The sequence below is a fragment of the Thermodesulfitimonas sp. genome (genome assembly GCF_052743955.1).
Genome location: NZ_JBRAIN010000001.1, coordinates 1 through 15,737, shown reverse-complemented (window position 1 = coordinate 15,737; position 15,737 = coordinate 1). Strand labels below are relative to the sequence as shown.

General features: G+C 57.7%; 15 protein-coding genes and 4 pseudogenes. 12 read left to right on the top strand and 7 right to left on the bottom strand.

Translation table 11 applies throughout. From position 1 onward, the window contains the following. Nucleotides 1–141 precede the first annotated feature (141 nt). Nucleotides 142–2,922 carry an isoleucine--tRNA ligase gene (gene ileS / locus ACUVTA_RS00095; protein WP_445950946.1) on the top strand — a complete coding sequence of 927 codons (2,781 nt, stop codon included), beginning with the start codon at nt 142–144 and terminating at the stop codon, nt 2,920–2,922. 98 nt (nt 2,923–3,020) lie between these two features. On the opposite strand, the pseudogene ACUVTA_RS00090 reads toward ileS, so the two are convergent. The 4 genes and pseudogenes from ACUVTA_RS00090 to polA all read right to left on the bottom strand — a co-directional run. Then, a pseudogene (locus ACUVTA_RS00090) lies at nt 3,021–3,455 on the bottom strand (lytic transglycosylase domain-containing protein); the annotation flags it as partial. Then, nucleotides 3,452–4,075: a dephospho-CoA kinase gene (gene coaE / locus ACUVTA_RS00085; protein WP_445950945.1), complete on the bottom strand. Its 624-nt coding sequence runs from the start codon at nt 4,073–4,075 to the stop codon at nt 3,452–3,454. The gene coaE and the pseudogene ACUVTA_RS00090, both read right to left, overlap by 4 nt. 16 nt (nt 4,076–4,091) lie before the next feature. Beyond that, nucleotides 4,092–4,913 carry a DNA-formamidopyrimidine glycosylase gene (gene mutM / locus ACUVTA_RS00080; RefSeq protein WP_445950944.1) on the bottom strand — a complete coding sequence of 274 codons (822 nt, stop codon included), beginning with the start codon at nt 4,911–4,913 and terminating at the stop codon, nt 4,092–4,094. A 3-nt stretch (nt 4,914–4,916) separates the two neighbouring features. Next, nucleotides 4,917–7,511, bottom strand: a complete 2,595-nt coding sequence (gene polA, locus ACUVTA_RS00075) for a DNA polymerase I (RefSeq protein ID WP_445950943.1) — start codon at nt 7,509–7,511, stop codon at nt 4,917–4,919. A gap of 137 nt (nt 7,512–7,648) precedes the next feature. Here polA and ACUVTA_RS00070 point away from each other — a divergent pair. From ACUVTA_RS00070 to ACUVTA_RS00040, 7 genes and pseudogenes are all read left to right on the top strand, one after another. Next, nucleotides 7,649–7,753, top strand: a pseudogene (locus ACUVTA_RS00070) (SEC-C metal-binding domain-containing protein); the annotation flags it as partial. 24 nt (nt 7,754–7,777) lie between these two features. After that, the gene (locus ACUVTA_RS00065) at nt 7,778–8,920 is read left to right on the top strand and encodes a hypothetical protein (protein WP_445950942.1); all 1,143 of its coding nucleotides are present in this window, start codon (nt 7,778–7,780) and stop codon (nt 8,918–8,920) included. A gap of 3 nt (nt 8,921–8,923) precedes the next feature. Beyond that, nucleotides 8,924–9,526 carry a DedA family protein gene (locus ACUVTA_RS00060; RefSeq protein WP_445950941.1) on the top strand — a complete coding sequence of 201 codons (603 nt, stop codon included), beginning with the start codon at nt 8,924–8,926 and terminating at the stop codon, nt 9,524–9,526. 139 nt (nt 9,527–9,665) lie between these two features. Continuing rightward, nucleotides 9,666–9,899, top strand: a pseudogene (locus tag ACUVTA_RS00055) (N-acetylmuramoyl-L-alanine amidase family protein); the annotation flags it as partial. Nucleotides 9,900–9,961: 62 nt separating this feature from the next. Then, complete coding sequence (locus ACUVTA_RS00050; RefSeq protein ID WP_445950989.1) at nt 9,962–10,450, top strand: N-acetylmuramoyl-L-alanine amidase; 489 nt, start codon at nt 9,962–9,964, stop codon at nt 10,448–10,450. Nucleotides 10,451–10,477: 27 nt separating this feature from the next. Further along, a pseudogene (locus tag ACUVTA_RS00045) lies at nt 10,478–10,752 on the top strand (divergent polysaccharide deacetylase family protein); the annotation flags it as partial. 37 nt (nt 10,753–10,789) lie between these two features. Beyond that, nucleotides 10,790–11,227: a divergent polysaccharide deacetylase family protein gene (locus ACUVTA_RS00040; RefSeq protein ID WP_445950940.1), complete on the top strand. Its 438-nt coding sequence runs from the start codon at nt 10,790–10,792 to the stop codon at nt 11,225–11,227. A gap of 45 nt (nt 11,228–11,272) precedes the next feature. Here ACUVTA_RS00040 and pdaB read toward each other — a convergent pair whose 3' ends face one another. Further along, entirely contained in the window at nt 11,273–12,022 is a 750-nt protein-coding gene (gene pdaB / locus ACUVTA_RS00035) for a polysaccharide deacetylase family sporulation protein PdaB (protein ID WP_445950939.1), read from the bottom strand. Between the two features lie 152 nt (nt 12,023–12,174). Between pdaB and ACUVTA_RS00030 the strand changes: the two genes are divergently transcribed. From ACUVTA_RS00030 to ACUVTA_RS00020, 3 genes are read left to right on the top strand one after another with little or no spacing between them, the layout of a single operon-like run. Next, nucleotides 12,175–12,834, top strand: a complete 660-nt coding sequence (locus ACUVTA_RS00030) for a D-alanyl-D-alanine carboxypeptidase family protein (RefSeq protein ID WP_445950938.1) — start codon at nt 12,175–12,177, stop codon at nt 12,832–12,834. Continuing rightward, complete coding sequence (locus tag ACUVTA_RS00025) at nt 12,773–13,333, top strand: hypothetical protein (RefSeq protein WP_445950937.1); 561 nt, start codon at nt 12,773–12,775, stop codon at nt 13,331–13,333. The genes ACUVTA_RS00030 and ACUVTA_RS00025 overlap by 62 nt, the downstream gene beginning before the upstream one ends. A gap of 39 nt (nt 13,334–13,372) precedes the next feature. Then, on the top strand, nt 13,373–13,798 hold the full coding sequence (locus ACUVTA_RS00020) for an EamA family transporter (RefSeq protein ID WP_445950936.1): 426 nt from the start codon (nt 13,373–13,375) through the stop codon (nt 13,796–13,798). Between the two features lie 286 nt (nt 13,799–14,084). On the opposite strand, the gene ACUVTA_RS00015 is transcribed toward ACUVTA_RS00020, so the two are convergent. Continuing rightward, nucleotides 14,085–14,381, bottom strand: a complete 297-nt coding sequence (locus tag ACUVTA_RS00015) for a VanW family protein (RefSeq protein ID WP_445950988.1) — start codon at nt 14,379–14,381, stop codon at nt 14,085–14,087. Between the two features lie 535 nt (nt 14,382–14,916). On the opposite strand from ACUVTA_RS00015, the gene ACUVTA_RS00010 reads away from it, so the two are divergent. Further along, nucleotides 14,917–15,378, top strand: coding sequence for a pyruvoyl-dependent arginine decarboxylase (locus ACUVTA_RS00010; protein ID WP_445950935.1), 462 nt, complete (start codon nt 14,917–14,919; stop codon nt 15,376–15,378). A gap of 87 nt (nt 15,379–15,465) precedes the next feature. Here ACUVTA_RS00010 and ACUVTA_RS00005 read toward each other — a convergent pair. Beyond that, nucleotides 15,466–15,737, bottom strand: a 272-nt coding sequence (locus ACUVTA_RS00005) for a hypothetical protein (protein WP_445950934.1), incomplete at its 5' end; no start/stop codon positions are given.

The window sequence follows — 15,737 nt, the reverse complement described above, 5'->3', positions numbered from 1 at the left end:
CAGGAGATTTTTAGTATTATAACTTAATATATACGATGGCGGAAGCGGTTTACGCTGGTAAAGTATAGGACCTCGAAGCTGCGTAACCACCATCCTTTCACGCTACGGATGGTGAACTTGACCTTGCAAGGGAGGAAAGTGATGGACTGGAGCAAAACGCTTAACCTGCCGCAGACGGATTTCCCGATGCGTGCCAATCTGCCCCGCAAGGAGCCAGAAATCCTCAAGTTCTGGAACGAGATCGGCCTTTACCGCCTGGTTCAGCAGAAGACCGCGGGGCGGCCAAAATTCATCCTCCACGACGGCCCGCCTTACGCGAACGGACACATCCACTTGGGCCACGCCCTCAACAAGGTTCTCAAGGATATTATCATCAAATACCATTCGATGAGCGGCTACGATGCTCCTTACGTTCCGGGCTGGGATACGCACGGCCTGCCTATTGAGCAGCAGGCGATCAAGGCGCTTGGTATTAACCGCCACGCGGTAGGTCCCGTGGCGTTCCGGCGCCACTGCAAGGAATACGCGCTGCAATTTGTGGACATCCAGCGTGAGGAGTTCAAGCGTCTCGGTGTCCGGGGTGACTGGGAGCATCCCTACCTCACTTTATTGCCTGAGTACGAGGCGCGGCAGATCGAGGTTTTCGGGGAAATGGCGAAGAAGGGTTACATTTACAAGGGTCTCAAGCCGGTCTACTGGTGTGCCTCCTGCGAAACGGCGCTGGCCGAGGCCGAAGTAGAATATGCGGAGGTTGAATCCCCTTCGATTTACGTCGCCTTTACCGTGGTTGACGGTAAGGGGTTCCTGCCGCCCGGCACCGCCGTGGTTATCTGGACGACGACACCATGGACGCTGCCGGCCAACGTTTCGGTGTGCCTGCATCCGGATTTTGTTTATGTGGTGGTGCGGGTGGATGGCGAACGGTACGTAGTAGCACGAGAGCTTCTGCCGGCCTTTTTGAAGGTCCTGGGCAAAACGGGTGTCGTTGAGGCGGAGTACAAAGGGCAGGAACTGGAAGGCGTCCGTTTGAAGCACCCCTTTCTTGAGCGGGAGTCGCTGGTGGTGCTCGATACTTACGTTACGCTGGAGCAGGGTACCGGCTGCGTGCATAACGCGCCGGGGCACGGTGAAGAGGACTTCCTTACCGGTAAAAGATACGGGCTGCCGGTAATCTCCCCGATCGACGAGCGCGGCATCTTCACCACAGAAGGGGGGCTGTTTGCGGGTAAGTTTTACCTGGACGCGAACCCGCTGATCCTGGAGGAGCTCAAGCGACAGAAGGCGCTACTCAGCGCGGGGCGGATCAGACACCAGTACCCGCACTGCTGGCGTTGTAAAAAGCCTGTTTTTTACCGGGCTACCGAGCAGTGGTTTGCGTCCATTGATGGTTTCCGGGAGGCGGCGCTTCAAGCCATCCGGGAGGTTAAGTGGATTCCTGCGTGGGGGGAGGAGCGCATCTACAACATGGTGGCGACGCGGGGAGACTGGTGTATTTCGCGCCAGCGTTGGTGGGGCGTGCCGCTTCCCATTTTTTATTGCGAGGGCTGTGGCAAGCCTGTAATTAACGACGCCACCATTACGCATTTGAAAGCGCTCTTCCAGCAGCATGGTTCCGATATCTGGTACAGCGCGCCGGTAGAAGAACTGCTGCCGCCGGGGCTGGCCTGCCCGAACTGTGGCGCTGCCGCGTTCAAGAAGGAAAACGATACGATGGACGTCTGGTTTGACTCGGGCTCAAGCCATTGGGCGGTGCTGCGCCAGCCCTCTCTCTGGCCGGACCAGGACTGGCCAGCAGACCTTTACCTGGAAGGGAGCGACCAGCACCGCGGCTGGTTTAATTCTTCACTTTCCACCGCGGTGGCGGTTACCGGTAAACCGCCCTACCGGGCGGTGCTCACGCACGGCTTTGTGGTTGATGAGCAGGGCCGGAAGATGTCCAAGTCGCTCGGCAACGTGGTCGATCCCCTGAAGGTCATCGAGCAGTTAGGGGCGGATATCCTCCGGCTCTGGGTCTGCTCGGCCGATTACCGGGGTGACCTTGCCGCTTCGGACAACATCCTCAAGCAGATCGCCGAAGCCTACCGCAAGATCCGGAACACCTTCCGTTTTCTGCTCGGGAACCTTTACGATTTCGACCCGCAAGCGCCGGTGGCTTACACTCAACTACCGGAGATAGACCGTTACATCCTGCACCGGCTTGAGCAGCTCAAGCGGCGGGTCCTGCAGGCCTACCGGGAGTACGAATTTCACGTGGTCTACCACGCGATTCACTCCTTCTGCGTGCTGGATTTAAGCGCCTTTTACCTGAACGTCCTTAAGGACCGGCTTTACTGCGAGCACCCGGACGCGCTCGCGCGGCGCGCTACCCAAACGGTTCTTTACGAGATTCTCGACACCCTTTTGCGTCTTCTCACGCCGGTTCTCGCTTTCACGACGGAGGAGATCTGGCGCTACGTACCGGTGGTCGGGGAGAAATTGCCTAGTGTGCAGCTCCTGGACCTGCCGCCGCTGCGGGACGACTACCTCGATCCGGGTTTAGAGGGCCGCTGGGAGCGGCTGTTAGCGGTGCGGGAGGCGGTTTTAGAGGCTCTCGAGCGGGCACGGCAGGAGAAGCACATTGGCGATTCGTTAGAAGCCCGGGTGGAGCTTTACGCGGGGGATGAACTGCAGGAGTTTTTACAGAAAGCCGTAGCGGAACTAAAGATGATCTGCATCGTTTCGGATCTAGCCGTGGTGCCAAGCGGTTCTCTACCGGCAGACGGAGCGGTCCGTGGCGACCTTGTGGTCCGGGTAACACGGGCGCCGGGTGCAAAATGCGCGCGCTGCTGGATGTACAGCGAATCGGTGGGTACAAGCCCCGAGTACCCTGACATCTGCGCGCGGTGCGCCGGAGTTGTCAGGGGGCTGTTTGCGGAACGGTAAAGTGAGCGGTATGCCCGGTAGGCCCAGAGGGTCTTCCGGATAAATTGCCTGGTTTCCGGGAAGGGTATCTGGTCGAGGTCGGCCGCCCTTCCCGTCCATTTTCCTTCGGCCAGCCATTCCCTTATGTTACCCCGGCCGCCGTTATAGGCGGCAAGGGCGGGAACGAGAGCGCCGAATTCGCGTAATAGACCGGCAAGGTAGCGTGTACCCAGGCAAATGTTTGTTTCCGGGTCGAGGAGGCAGGCGGGGGTGAAGCTTTTCTGCTCCTGAAGGGCGACCCACCGCGCCGTTTCCGGCATTAGTTGCATCAACCCTACGGCGCCACGGGCTGAAACCGCGTCGGGGCGGTAGTTGCTTTCGGTCTTGATCACCGCGGCTACGAGCAAGGGGTCGAGTCCGTTTGCCGCGGCGTACCGGAAGATGAGCTCCCGGTACTTTAGGGGATAGTAATGCTTGCCCAAGTGCTTCCAGTTGGCCAACAGTAAAACAAGCAGCAAGAAAATTGCGCTTAAGAAAACCTTGCGTAACGTCACCTATTCTTTTCGCTCTGCTCCTCTTCTATTAATTTTCTGAAAAAATAGGCCACCTGGTCGCGGGTATGGTTGAAGCCGCTGCTGTTATCGATTACGCGGTTAGCCCGCCGGATCTTTTCCTCCTGGGACATCTGTGCGGCGACCATGGCCTGGGCGAGTTCAGGTGGGATGCCGTCGCGTGCCATGAGCCGCCGGATGACGCTGTGAGGGTCGGCAATGACCACCCAGACTTCGTCTACTAACCGTTCGAGTCCGGCCTCCAGAAGAAGGGCCGCTTCAATGACGGCTACCGGCGGCGGTGTTGGGCGCTCCCGCAACTCCGCAAGCCACTTTTCAATCACGGCGGTAATTGCGGGGTGGGTGATTTCTTCGAGTTTGCGCCGGGCGTTTGGATCGGTAAAGATGAGCCGCCGCATTTTTTTTCGGTCGAGGCTGCCGTCGGGCAGAAGGTATTCTGGCCCAAAGACCTCGACGATCTTGGCTAGCAGCGGTTCGCCTGGGGCGGTGAGCTTTTTGGCTACCGCGTCGGCTTCGAGGACTTCGGCGCCAAGGCTTTTGAGATAGCGCGCCACGCTTGTCTTGCCCGTCCCTGCATTTCCGGTGAGCCCAATAACCTTCATTTGCGCCTCCTGAACTTCATAAAGGCTGACAGCAGGGGCAAAAATATGTTCCCCTACCGCCTAATTTTATCTTTTCGATCCTGGTCCCACACTTCGGACAAGGCCTACCGGCCCGGTTGTGGACCCTTAAAAAGTATTGGTGGCTGCCCTCCTCACCAGCGGCATCGACATAATCCCGGATGCTGGTGCCGCGGTGGGCTATGCCTTCCTGCAGCACGTCCCGAATGGCGCGGTGGAGGGCCTTCCCTTCGCGGACGCTCAGGTCGCTTGCCCGGCGCGCGGGGTGGATTCCTGCCACGTAGAGGGCTTCGTCTGCATAAATGTTGCCGATTCCGGCGACCACTTCCTGGTCAAGCAGCAGCGCCTTTATCCGCCGCCGGGACTGCTTAAGACGGGCAAGAAAGTACTCGCCCGTGAAAGTGTTGCTTAGCGGCTCTGGTCCCAACCGGGCGAGTTCCTTCACCTGTGCCTCGGCCGCCGGCACCAGCCAGACCCGGCCGAACTGGCGAAGGTCGGTGAGCCGCAGGCGTCCCCGGTCGAGGTGGAATACCAGGTGCGTGTGACGCGGCAACGGGCCATCCGCAGTCTCGTAAACGAGTTGGCCGCTCATCCGGAGATGGACGACGAGGCGGTGGCCACCGGATAAATCGAAGAGTAGAAACTTACCGCGCCGGTTCACTCCCAGGATAGCGCGCCCGCGAATCGTTTCGCTAAAACGTACCGGTGCGGGCGCGGCGATTACCTTTTCTAAGTACATTGTAGTACCGGTGATGGTCAAACCGGTAATTTTTGCGGCTAACTGCTCTTTGATCGTTTCTACTTCGGGAAGCTCAGGCAAGGGTTACACCTCGATTTTTTCGAGATCGTGCCAGTTGGGGCCTGCCTTCAACGTGACGGTGATGGGCACGGCAAAAGGCAGCGCCTGTTCCATTTTGGCTTTGATCAGCGGCGCGACAGCGGGAAGTTCGCCGGCTGGCACTTCAAAAAGGAGTTCATCGTGCACCTGGAGCACCATGCGTGTTCTGTAACTGCCGCGGGTCAGCTCCCGGTGGATATCGACCATCGCTTTTTTGATTAAATCGGCGGCGCTTCCCTGAATCACAGTGTTAACCGCCAGCCGCTCGCCGAGCTGCCGCTGGATGCGGTTGGGGCTTAGTATTTCGGGGATGTAGCGCCGCCGGCCAAGTACCGTGGTCACAAACCCGTTCTCGCGCGCCTGCCGGATTGTTTTTTCGATAAAGCGCTTCACCCCTATATAACGGGCAAAGTAGCGCTCAATGTACCGGTGCGCTTCACCAGGTTCGCTCTTGAGCTCCTGAGCTAGACCGTAGTCACTCATTCCGTAAATGATGCCGAAATTGACGACCTTAGCGCGGGCGCGCAGCTCCGGAGTTACGGCTTCGGGAGGGAGGCCGAAAACCTCGGCGGCCGTCCGGGTATGGATATCCTCACCCTGGTTGAAGGCGGCGGTGAGGAGTTCGTCGCCGGCAAGGTGGGCTAAAATCCTAAGTTCAATTTGCGAGTAGTCGGCGCTTAAGAGCAAGCTTCCTGGCAGGCCGGCTACGAAGGCGCGGCGGATCCTCCGCCCGAGAGGGTCGCGCACCGGGATGTTCTGTAGGTTGGGCTCGGCAGAAGCGAGGCGACCGGTGGCGGTGCCGGTCTGGTAAAAGGTGGTATGCAGGCGCCCGGTCTGCAGGTTGATGAGCTGGAGTAGGGCATCGGCGTAGGTATTCTTGAATTTGGCAAGCTGCCGGTACTGCAGGATCCGGGCCACGATCTCGTGCCCGGCCAGCTTTTCCAGAACTGCGGCGTCCGTCGCGTAGCCGGTTTTGGTCTTCCGCACGGGTTTCAACCCTAGCTTTTCGAAAAGGATCCGGCCCAACTGCTTCGGCGAGTTGAGGTTGAACTCTTCGCCTGCGAGCCTGAATATCTCCCCGGTGACCTCTCTGATCTGGTCGGCCAGCTCTGCCGCGATCTTTTCGAGTTCCCGCCGGTCGACGGCTATCCCCGCCGCCTCCATCGCCTGCAGGACTGCCACCAGGGGAAGCTCGACTTCCCGGAAAAGGTAGTCCTGTCCCTCCAGCCGGAGTTTGGCCGCGAGGGTGGGCGTAAGCAGCAAAACGGCCAGTGCCTGCTCCGGTGGCCCGCTCTGTGCGGGCAGGACTATGCCCGCGTGCTCGAAGGCTACCGCGTCTAACGTGTTAGGAACAGCAGGGTTGAGCAGGTAGGCGGCGATCATGGTGTCGAAAGAAATCTTCTCTGGCATAAGCCCCAACGGCTGCAGAAGGTGCAGGGCCTGCTTGGCGTCGTGAACGGTGAGTTGCAGTTCCGGAAACGCCAAGACGACCTTAAGGAGCGCGGCAACAGACGCGCTGCCTGCGGCGGTGAAAACGGTTTCTGGATCCGGGCAGAGGGCGCACGCCAGTGGCCCCTGCGCATTTCCCTGCAGGGCGAGGGCCACGGCCGGGCGTTCCTGTAGCTTTTTCAGGAGTGCCTCTGGCGCCGCGGGATCAAAAACGATTTTGGCGGCTGCCGGCAGCGCCGTGCCGGGAGTTTCTTTTTGGGGGCGCTGCCCTCTGAGTTCCGGGAGCTTTTTAAGGAGGGAGCGGAATTCAAGACGCTGAAAAACCCGGTAAACCTCCTCCATATCTGGACCGGGCCAGGTGGAGGCAGTGATATCGGTGGTAAGTGGTACTGCCCGTTGGATCGTTGCCAGTTGCTTAGAAAGGAGCGCCTGGTCTTTGTAGGGTAGTAACTTGTTCCGGAGGTTCGCTGGCAACTCCGGAAGGTGGTTGAAGATTTCCTCGAGGCTGCTGTACTTTTGCAGCAGCGCGGCGGCCGTTTTCGGGCCGATACCCGGCACGCCGGGAATGTTATCCGCAGCGTCTCCGGTTAAGCCTTTCAGGTCGGGGAGCTGCTGGGGGGCAACACCAAATCGTTCGACCACCGCCTTTTCGTCGTAGGGAACGATTTCGCTGATCCCTTTCCGCGTCGTCAGCACGGTGGTTTGCGGCGAAACGAGTTGCAGCGTATCCAGATCACCGGTTACGATGAAGCAGGAGTACCCCGCCTTTTCGGCCTGGGTGGCGAGGGTGCCGATGATATCGTCCGCTTCGAAGCCCTCCATTTCGAGAACCGGAATCCTGAAAGCCTGGAGAACCTCCTTGATCAGCGGGAATTGGGGGCGGAGGTCCTCCGGGGTTGCGGGCCGGTGGGCCTTGTAGGACGCGGCAGCTGCGTGACGGAAGGTAACCTTTCCCTTATCGAAGGCCGCTACCACACTATCGGGCGCGATTTCTTTGAGTAGCTTCAAGAGCATCCCGGTGAAGCCGTAGGCCGCGTTGGTAGGTAAACCTTCCTTGGTGCTAAGCGCCGGAATGGCGTGAAAGGCCCTATGGGCCAAGCTATTTCCGTCAAGCAAGACTAACCGCTGCAACCTTCCACCGCCGGGCTACGTTTTTGTTTGTCATGGCTACTACTATTATTTCAGCGTCCCTGATAAAATACCTTCGGGGTACGTTGAAGAAAAATAGGTGACGGTGCAGGAAAAATAAGTGCAGCAGGGAATATACTATAAGATCGAGACTGAAGGGTAGCAAGGAGGTCTTTCAGATAAAGGGTTCTTTTTTCCGCGAGTGCCCCTGTGGCAGCGGGCGCAACTTTGAGGAGTGTTGCGCGCAAAAGGTTGTCTCCTTTGACCAGTTGCGGTGGCGAGCGGCGGCGCGGGAACTTAAGCGTAAGCTCGGGGCTTTCGCGCAGCAGCCGGTTTTCACCGAAGCGGCGATTTGGGCCCAACACCTCTACCTGAGCGCGATTGGTGGAAGCCTTTTTGCGCTCGATGAGGAGTTTGTGGGGGAGCGCTGTTTCGAATGGTTCATTTTCGATTTCCCGGTGACCGGAGAAGAAACGATCCTCGAGCTCTTTAAACAGGTGGCTGCCGAACAGCTTAACGAGCGGGAACGGGCCCTCCTTAACTGGTGGTGCAAGACTCCCACTACTTTTTACGAGGTGAAGGCCCTGGGTCAGCAGGTTGTTCTTGTTGAGGACATTCTGACGGGCGATACTTTTTACGTGCGTGGTTTCCAGAACCCTGCGGACATGGCGGTGGGGAACATTCTCTACCTCCGCGTGCTCCGGGTCGGGGAGGAATTTGAGTTTTCGACCGCGGGGTTGTCTCTGCCAGGAGGGGCGAAAGGACCGCTCCTCTCGTGGCTTAAAAAGGATTTTGCGGTTTTCCGGCGGCTGAGTAAGCAAAAGAAAGCGGGCTGGCCGCTTTACCTGCGGCAGCGAGCGCACCGGATCATGGCCTGGGCGGCTGCCTTTGGAGCGGGTCAGGAGAGTGACCCTCTTGCTGAAGGGGAAGGGGTTTGGGGCGAGCGGTTTGACGCTCTGCTGATGTTGCTTGAGGAATATCTTCTCCGCGAGCTCATAAACAACAAGATAAGACGCGAAGGTTGGAAAGGTTTTCTGCGCCAGGTTCTGAGCGGCGTTAACGAACCTGATGTTACGCCCCGCGAGGGCGGCGGGAAGGTGGCAGGAGCCGAAGGTTTCACCTGGGCGCGTCCGGAATATGCTGAGGTGGCGCATCTAGTGGCCAGGGATTTAAAAAAACGCGGCCGGAGCGATACCGTTTCCCGGGCTCTCGAACTATGGTACCGGTTTTGCCTCCTTGAAGAACCGGTAGTGCGGAAGGCGCCGGCTTGGGCCGCAGCAGTGGTTTACGCGGTCGCCAGGACGGAGGGGGGGCGTTTGAGCCAGCAGCGCCTAGCAGCGGAGTACGGCATCTCTGTTTCGGCCCTTTCCACCAATTACCGCCACCTGCGTCGCCTACTTGGCCTCTCTTAAGGGATGCTTGAAAAGATCGTTGCTTTCGCCGCGCAACTTGCGGAACATATCGCTTCTCTCGGGTACTGGGGGATCGCTCTCGGTATGGCTATCGAGAGTTGTAACATCCCCCTTCCTAGCGAGGTGATCCTTCCTTTCGGTGGCTACTTGGTTTCCCTGGGGAAGCTCAATTTCTTCTTAGCCGTCCTTGCCGGAAATATCGGAGGAACGGCTGGTTCCGTGCTTTCTTACTATATTGGCCTTAAAGGTGGACGCCCCTTTCTGGAGCGCTACGGGCGCTACTTCTGGATTTCGGAGCGGGAACTCGCGCTGGCCGACCGGTGGTTTGCGCGGTGGGGTGAGGCAACCGTCTTCTTCACCCGCTTAATGCCGATAGTGCGGACCTTCATCTCCTTTCCGGCGGGCGTGGCCCGGATGAACTTCACGCGTTTTGTCCTTTATACCTTTTTAGGCTCGTTGCCTTGGAGCCTTTTCCTTACCTATCTCGGCTTAAAATTAGGCGAACACCGGGAGCTCCTCCGGGAGTGGTTCCACCGCTTCGACCTCGTCATCTTAATTGCGCTTATCTGCGGGATAATTCTCCTCTTCTGGTGGTGCCGGCGCTAATAAGAAACTAAATTTTACATTGTTTAAGGCAGGACCCGCTCTCCCACAATAAAGAGCAGAGGGAAGTGGGTCCTGTGTTTCGGCGGGGTAAGGTAAACCTTCTGATAGGCCTTTTTTACTTGTCCTGCCTGTTTTTGCCTTGCCGGCCAAGGCTACTGCTGCGGCGTTAAGCGGGCGGGTTGTAGTCGTTGACCCAGGCCACGGGGGGAGCGACCCCGGGGGTGTCAATCAGGAACTGGGCCTCCATGAAAAGTACGTTAACCTTGCTGTCGCTAGGCAACTCCAGCGGATGCTCATGGATGCTGGCGCGATGGCTCTTCTAACCCATAACGATACGGAGACGGTAGAGCGCGGCGCCGGTGGTTTGAAGCTACCCTACTTCAGCCTCCGTAGCCAGGCGGCGCTGGCCAACGCCGCCGCGGACATCTTCACCACATCCATACAAACTGTTTCCCCAACCCCCATCGCAGCGGGGCGGAGGTCTTTTACCACCCAGGTTCGGCAAAAGGTGCGCTGTTGGCAGCTTCTATCCAGGAGCAGTTGGCCGGTATCGCGGGAGGCTGCAGTTGCCGCGCTGCCTCTTACTACGTTCTCAACCGTACCGCAATGCCTGCGGTTTTGGTGGAACTCGGTTACCTTACTTGTGCCGGTGAAGCGGCCCACCTGCTCGATACTACCTACCAGGAGCGCCTCGCGCGGGCCATTTGGGGGGGTGTGTGCCGCTATTTTGAGGCGGTACCCGTGCTCGCTAACAGGGACCTTCGGCCCCGGCATAGAGCGCAACTGGCGATAGTGGTCGATGACTTTGCCGGCGCGACGAAGAACGGGACGCGGGCCTTTTTTGCTCTAGGCAAGCCGCTGACCTTTGCGGTGATACCCAATTTCCCCGACTCAGCGTCCATAGCCCAGCGGGCTGTCCGGTAGGGCTATCAGGTGCTGGTCCACCTACCGATGGAGCCATTTAAGGGGAAGGCAAGCCACCTTGGTCCGGGGACTATTTACGTTCATCTGAGCGACGTGGAGATTGAGCAGCGGGTGCACCGGGCGATTGCCAGCGTTCCCGGGGCGGTAGGGGTTAACAACCATATGGGTTCCCGGGCTACGTTTGACGCGCGGGTGATGCGGGCAGCGTTACGCGCGGTGAAGGCCCACGGGATGTTTTTTTAGATAGCAGAACTACTGACCGCTCGGTGGCTTGTGACGTGGCGGCGGAACTCGGTGTTCCTTGTGGGAAGCGGGATTACTTTCTCGATAACGTAAACAATGTCGGTTATATTAAAAGAACAGCTCCGGATGGCGGCGCGGCTTGCGCAGAAGCGCGGCAGCGCTGTGGCCATCGGACACGTAGGCATAACCGGTGCGAATACGGCCAGAGCGATCCGCGAGATGATTCCAGAGTTAGAGGCTCAGGGAATAGAGCTTGTTTACCTCTCAAATGTGCTTGCCGGCAGCACCGCCTACGTTGGCCTCGACCTGAAGGCGGGGCTTGAGAAAGGGGCCGTAGCGCGGGTCAAGCGCGACGTGGCGGCGCGGTTGAAGCGGGCCGAGCCGCGGCTCACCCGGGTAATGGTGACCACCGATCCGGATACTTACACCCGGATTCGCCGCGTGCAGGAGGGGATCGCGAAAGGGAAGCCGCTCTCTGCTTTCACGAGCGAACTCCGGGAGATAAACTGGCGGATGACACCAGAAACTCGTTGAGGAGAAGCAAATTGTGCGCGAAAGGACGACTCCCGCGGTCGCCCTTTACTCTGCCACGCCAGGTCCGTACTTAAAAAGCTCGGAGACCGTTACCATTTTATACTTCCGTTCGCGTAAACCCGCAATAATTGCCGGTAGGGCCTTATCCGTCTGCTGGCAGGTATCACTTGCGTGCAGGAGGATGATGCTACCCGGGCGGGCCAGTTGCAAGACGCGGTTGATGATGGTTTCCACACCTGGATTCTTCCGATCCAGGGAGTCCGCGTCCCACTGGATCACCGTATAACCGAGCTCTGCGGCCGCTTTGAGCACCTTAGCATCGTGATCCCCGTTAGGTGTTCGGATAAGGCGCGGCTCTTTGCCTGTGACGGCGCGGATGCTTTCGTGGGCTTGAAGAATCTCGTTTTTTATCTCTTCCTTGGGCAGCTGGCTTAAGTTGATATGCCGGTGGCCGTGACTCGCGATTTCGTGGCCGTCTGCAGCAATCCGTCTATCTATCTCCGGGTATTTAGTTACCCACGGGCCGGAAAGGAAGAAGGTGCATTTGATCCCTTCTTTTTTGAGGATATCGAGGATGGGCCCCGGCGTTTTGTTTCCCCAGCTGATGTCAAAGGTGAGGGCCACGACTTTTTCGTTGGTTTTCACCCGGTAAACGATCGGATTGCCCGTTGCGCTTGTAGGGGTATAAGGCTTGGGCAAAAGAGCGTAGGCGAAAAAGATGCCGATCGCCAGAAGATAAAGGAGCAAAAGGAGGCTCTGGCGCAGGGTGCGCAGATTCACATAAAAAACCCGCATCTTAAATCCCCCGGATTAAACTTCCTCCGTTTATTTAGGTATTGTCCGGGGGCGGAAAATATGCTTTGAATGCGAAAAATTGCTTTGTCTGCAGAAAAGCAAAAATAGAGGCCGCAAGGGCGATATGCTGCTACGGAAAGGTGGTAGGGAAATTGCGCCTTGCAGGGATCGTTATTCTTGCGTTTTTATTTTTGGGGATGCGGCCACTCTCGGCCTGGGGGCAGCCTCAGGTGACCGCGGATGCGGCCGCTCTAATGGATGCCGACACCGGCGTTTTTTATTACGTGAAGAATGGCCAGCAATGGCGGGCGCCGGCCAGCCTTACGAAAGTGATGACGGCCATCCTGGCACTTGAGCTTGCTGATCCTGAGGAAGAAGCAACGGTGAGCTACCGGGCGGCGTCGGTGTGGGCAGGTTCAATTATCGACTTGCGGACGAACGAGCGCATCAAGCTCGGAGAACTGGTAAAAGCGGCGCTTATCTGCTCGGCAAACGACGCCACGGTAGCCATTGCGGAAGGGGTGGCTGGCGACCACGATACTTTTGTCCGGTGGATGAACGCTAAGGCGCTGCTTCTCGGGATGACGCGGACTCGCTTTGTCAATACCAACGGCTACTCGCACCCCAACCACTCTAGCACCGCGGTAGACCTTGCCCGTCTGGCGCGCTATGCGATGCGTAACCCTGAATTTGCCCGGCTGGTGCAGACACGCGCGGCAACTATTTACTTAGGTTGCGCCGCGGCGGACGATGCGTATAGAAAATACGAACCAGCTTCTCCACGAAAACTTTCCCGGTATCACCGGCGTTAAGACCGGGACCACAAGCGCAGCCGGACAGTGCCTTATTGCTGCCGTTTCGCAACGCGGGCGGAACCTTATCAGCGTAGTGCTGCATAGTGACGGCCGGTACTGGGATACCCGGCGGCTCCTCTCCTGGGGGATGGATGCGCTACAGCAGCGGACAGTCTGCACAGCGGGCGAATATTATACCCGGTTGCGGGTGCGTGAAGGGCGGCTGCCGGACGTCCCCCTGGTAACCGACCGGGCCCTGGTAGTATCGCTGCCTGCGGGTGAAGAGGGTCTTCTCCAGAAAGAGGTAACCTTATACCCCGCGCCGGTTGCACCGTTACGTTTGGGGGCGCGTCTGGGAGAAGTGGTTTTTACCTGGCGGGGGCAGGAACTGGGGCGCGTAGGGTCGATAGCCGGGCGGGGGGGTGGAACGGCTTCCGTGGTACGCACGGTTCTGGCAGTGGAGATAGAGGGTGCGGCGCCAAGTTCTCAGGAGGCGTGGCGGCATATAAACTATTAGCTTTTTCGCACATCTTCTTAATCGAGGGACGGCGCGTTGGTGTTTTTGCTCGCCCTGTTAGGGACCTTTTGCTGGGGCCTCGCTCCTCTTTTTGGCAAACTGGGCCTTACCCAGACCAATCCCTTGACAGCCTTGGCGTTCCGGACCTTTTATACTGGTGTGGTCCTTGCTGGTTGGTTTGGCTTTACCCGGGGCATAGCCGAGTTTCGGCATCTCCCCCCGAAAATCTGGCTTTTCATCGCCTTCGAGGCGCTCTTGGCCACTATTTTGGGGGACCTTGCTTATTTCTCCGCTCTTAAAATCGGTAACCCTAACGACGTGACAATGATTATGTCGACCTCGCCGATGGTCACACTCATCTTAAGTCACTTCTTTCTCGGTGAACAGATCTACGCCTACCAAGTTCTCGGTATCCTGCTCATCGTGGCGGGGCTGGTACTGGTTGGTTTACAGCCGAAGTTTTAGCGGCTGTTTTTACGCGGGCCAAACTCGACGATACGGGGGCTGGGCTCGTACCAGTCCGTTCCGAAGTTCTTTCTTGATCACTTTACCGGTGGGTGTTTTGATTGTAAGCCACGAACGGACCACGATTCCTTCCTGGCCTTTCATAAGCACTCTTTTTTCTCCGGGCGGGAACTGCGGGTTAAAATGCTCTTCAGTCCAGGTGGGCACTCGCTTTAGAACGGTGTGGTGCCACCTGACTTCCGGGGGTTTTACCGTCCCGTAGAGCGCCATATAGAGCGTATTACCTTTAAATTTGGCCATAATCACGACCGGTCCGGCGGGTAGTATTCTGGAATTTAAAGTCCCTGACGCCGTAATAAACGGTCGCGTCTTGCCCCGGAGGGACGTAGGGAACCGTCAGCGAATGGGGGTGGCGCTCCACTACCCGGAGATTGCTAAGCAAAACGACATTGTAAAGAAGGGACGAGATTTTGCAAACCCCGCCGCCGATGGTGGTAGTGTACCGGTTCCCCATGTAGGTAGGGCTAGCACGGTAGCCACGCTCCTCAGTATAAGGCCCGATAGTTTGGTTTTGCGAGAAGATCTCGCGGGCAAGACAACGGTTCCGGAAAGCTTTTCGGCCGCAAGGGCAATATTGTAAGGCTCTGCACCGATGGGTTCGCGCCGGACCGCCTTGAAAGCGGCCATCAATACGGGTGCGCCGCGCTCGACCAGGAAAGCCTGAATACTGGGACTCTCATCCCAGGGTAATGGTCCTTGGTAAGAGGTGGCCTGCGCTTCCCAGTCCCAGTCTTCGGCGGTGTTAATCGGTCCGGGGCGCGGTTTGGTACCGGGCCTTACGGCCGTATCAACCGGCCACGAAAGAAAGGCTATAGCGGTACAAGCCAAAAGGATTACCAGGAGACTTGTTTTTTTCAAGAAAGGGCCCCCTTCAAATACCGGGTCCGTACTCGTAACGCGCTTTGCTTCGGGTTAAAGACCTTTCCGTAAAGATAGCTTTCCCCGAAAAAGGCTTGCGTTTTACTCCCGGTACCCGATAATCTTTTCACCCCGCTACGCCCTTCCCCATACTAATAGATCAGGTTTATCCTCAAAAAGAAGAGCCGGAGGTGTCGCTCTTGCTCCCAATTCCTGTTAAATTTAAGCTCGTTTCCGGAACGGCGGAAGGAGAAACGAGGCTTACGGCCTTCGATAAGGCCATTTTGCGGGCTGGGGTCGGTAACTGCAACCTCATTAAAGTGAGCAGTATTCTTCCGCCCCGCTGCCGTTTGGATGAGGGTATCGTGTTGCCACCGGGGGCGCTTGTCCCTGTAGCCTATGGCTTCATCACGAGCGATGTTCCCGGTGCGGTTATTGCGGCGGTGGCCGTCGGCCTAGCGGAAGACCCTGATTCCTACGGCATCATTATGGAGCACAGCGGCCGGGTTTCGCGGGCCGTGGTGGAGGCAGAGATCGTGCGGATGGTCGAGGAGGCCTTTGCTTGCCGCTCGCTGCCGTTGAAAGAGGTTCTTGTCGAAAGCACCGAACACCGGGTGGTGAAGCTGGGTTGTGCCTTCGCGGGCGTGGTTCTGTGGTACTGAAGACGGGCTGGCCGGCGAACTACGCATAGTTTGAGTGCCGCTCTGACTGCGGTTTAGCTTTATTTAGGTAGGGGTGCCCGTTAGAATTTACCTTTCACCGCGAGGGGAGCAGAGCGCACCCACGGCTAGGGCCTCTGCGCGCCTCAGTTTTGAGCATATGTTTTTTAAATTTTTGGCTATACCAAGAGGATTTTGGTGGAACCTATCGAATATTTTCGATAAAATTTTCGAAAAGGGGATGAGCGAATAGCCACGTGTGAGCTTTACGAGAAGTGCCCCATTTACAACCGCTTCAAAACGGAGATGCTCAAAAACATCTATATCCGCCAGTATTGTTCCGGCGACTTTACCAAGTGCCA

Excerpts from the sequence above, each read along its gene's own strand:
- coaE (WP_445950945.1), bottom strand. The coding sequence starts at position 4,075 with ATGAAGGTTATTGGGCTCACCGGAAATGCAGGGACGGGCAAGACAAGC.
- ACUVTA_RS00040 (WP_445950940.1), top strand. The coding sequence starts at position 10,790 with ATGTCGGTTATATTAAAAGAACAGCTCCGGATGGCGGCGCGGCTTGCG.
- ileS (WP_445950946.1), top strand. The coding sequence starts at position 142 with ATGGACTGGAGCAAAACGCTTAACCTGCCGCAGACGGATTTCCCGATG.
- ACUVTA_RS00025 (WP_445950937.1), top strand. The coding sequence starts at position 12,773 with ATGCGTATAGAAAATACGAACCAGCTTCTCCACGAAAACTTTCCCGGT.
- pdaB (WP_445950939.1), bottom strand. The coding sequence starts at position 12,022 with ATGCGGGTTTTTTATGTGAATCTGCGCACCCTGCGCCAGAGCCTCCTT.
- ACUVTA_RS00060 (WP_445950941.1), top strand. The coding sequence starts at position 8,924 with ATGCTTGAAAAGATCGTTGCTTTCGCCGCGCAACTTGCGGAACATATC.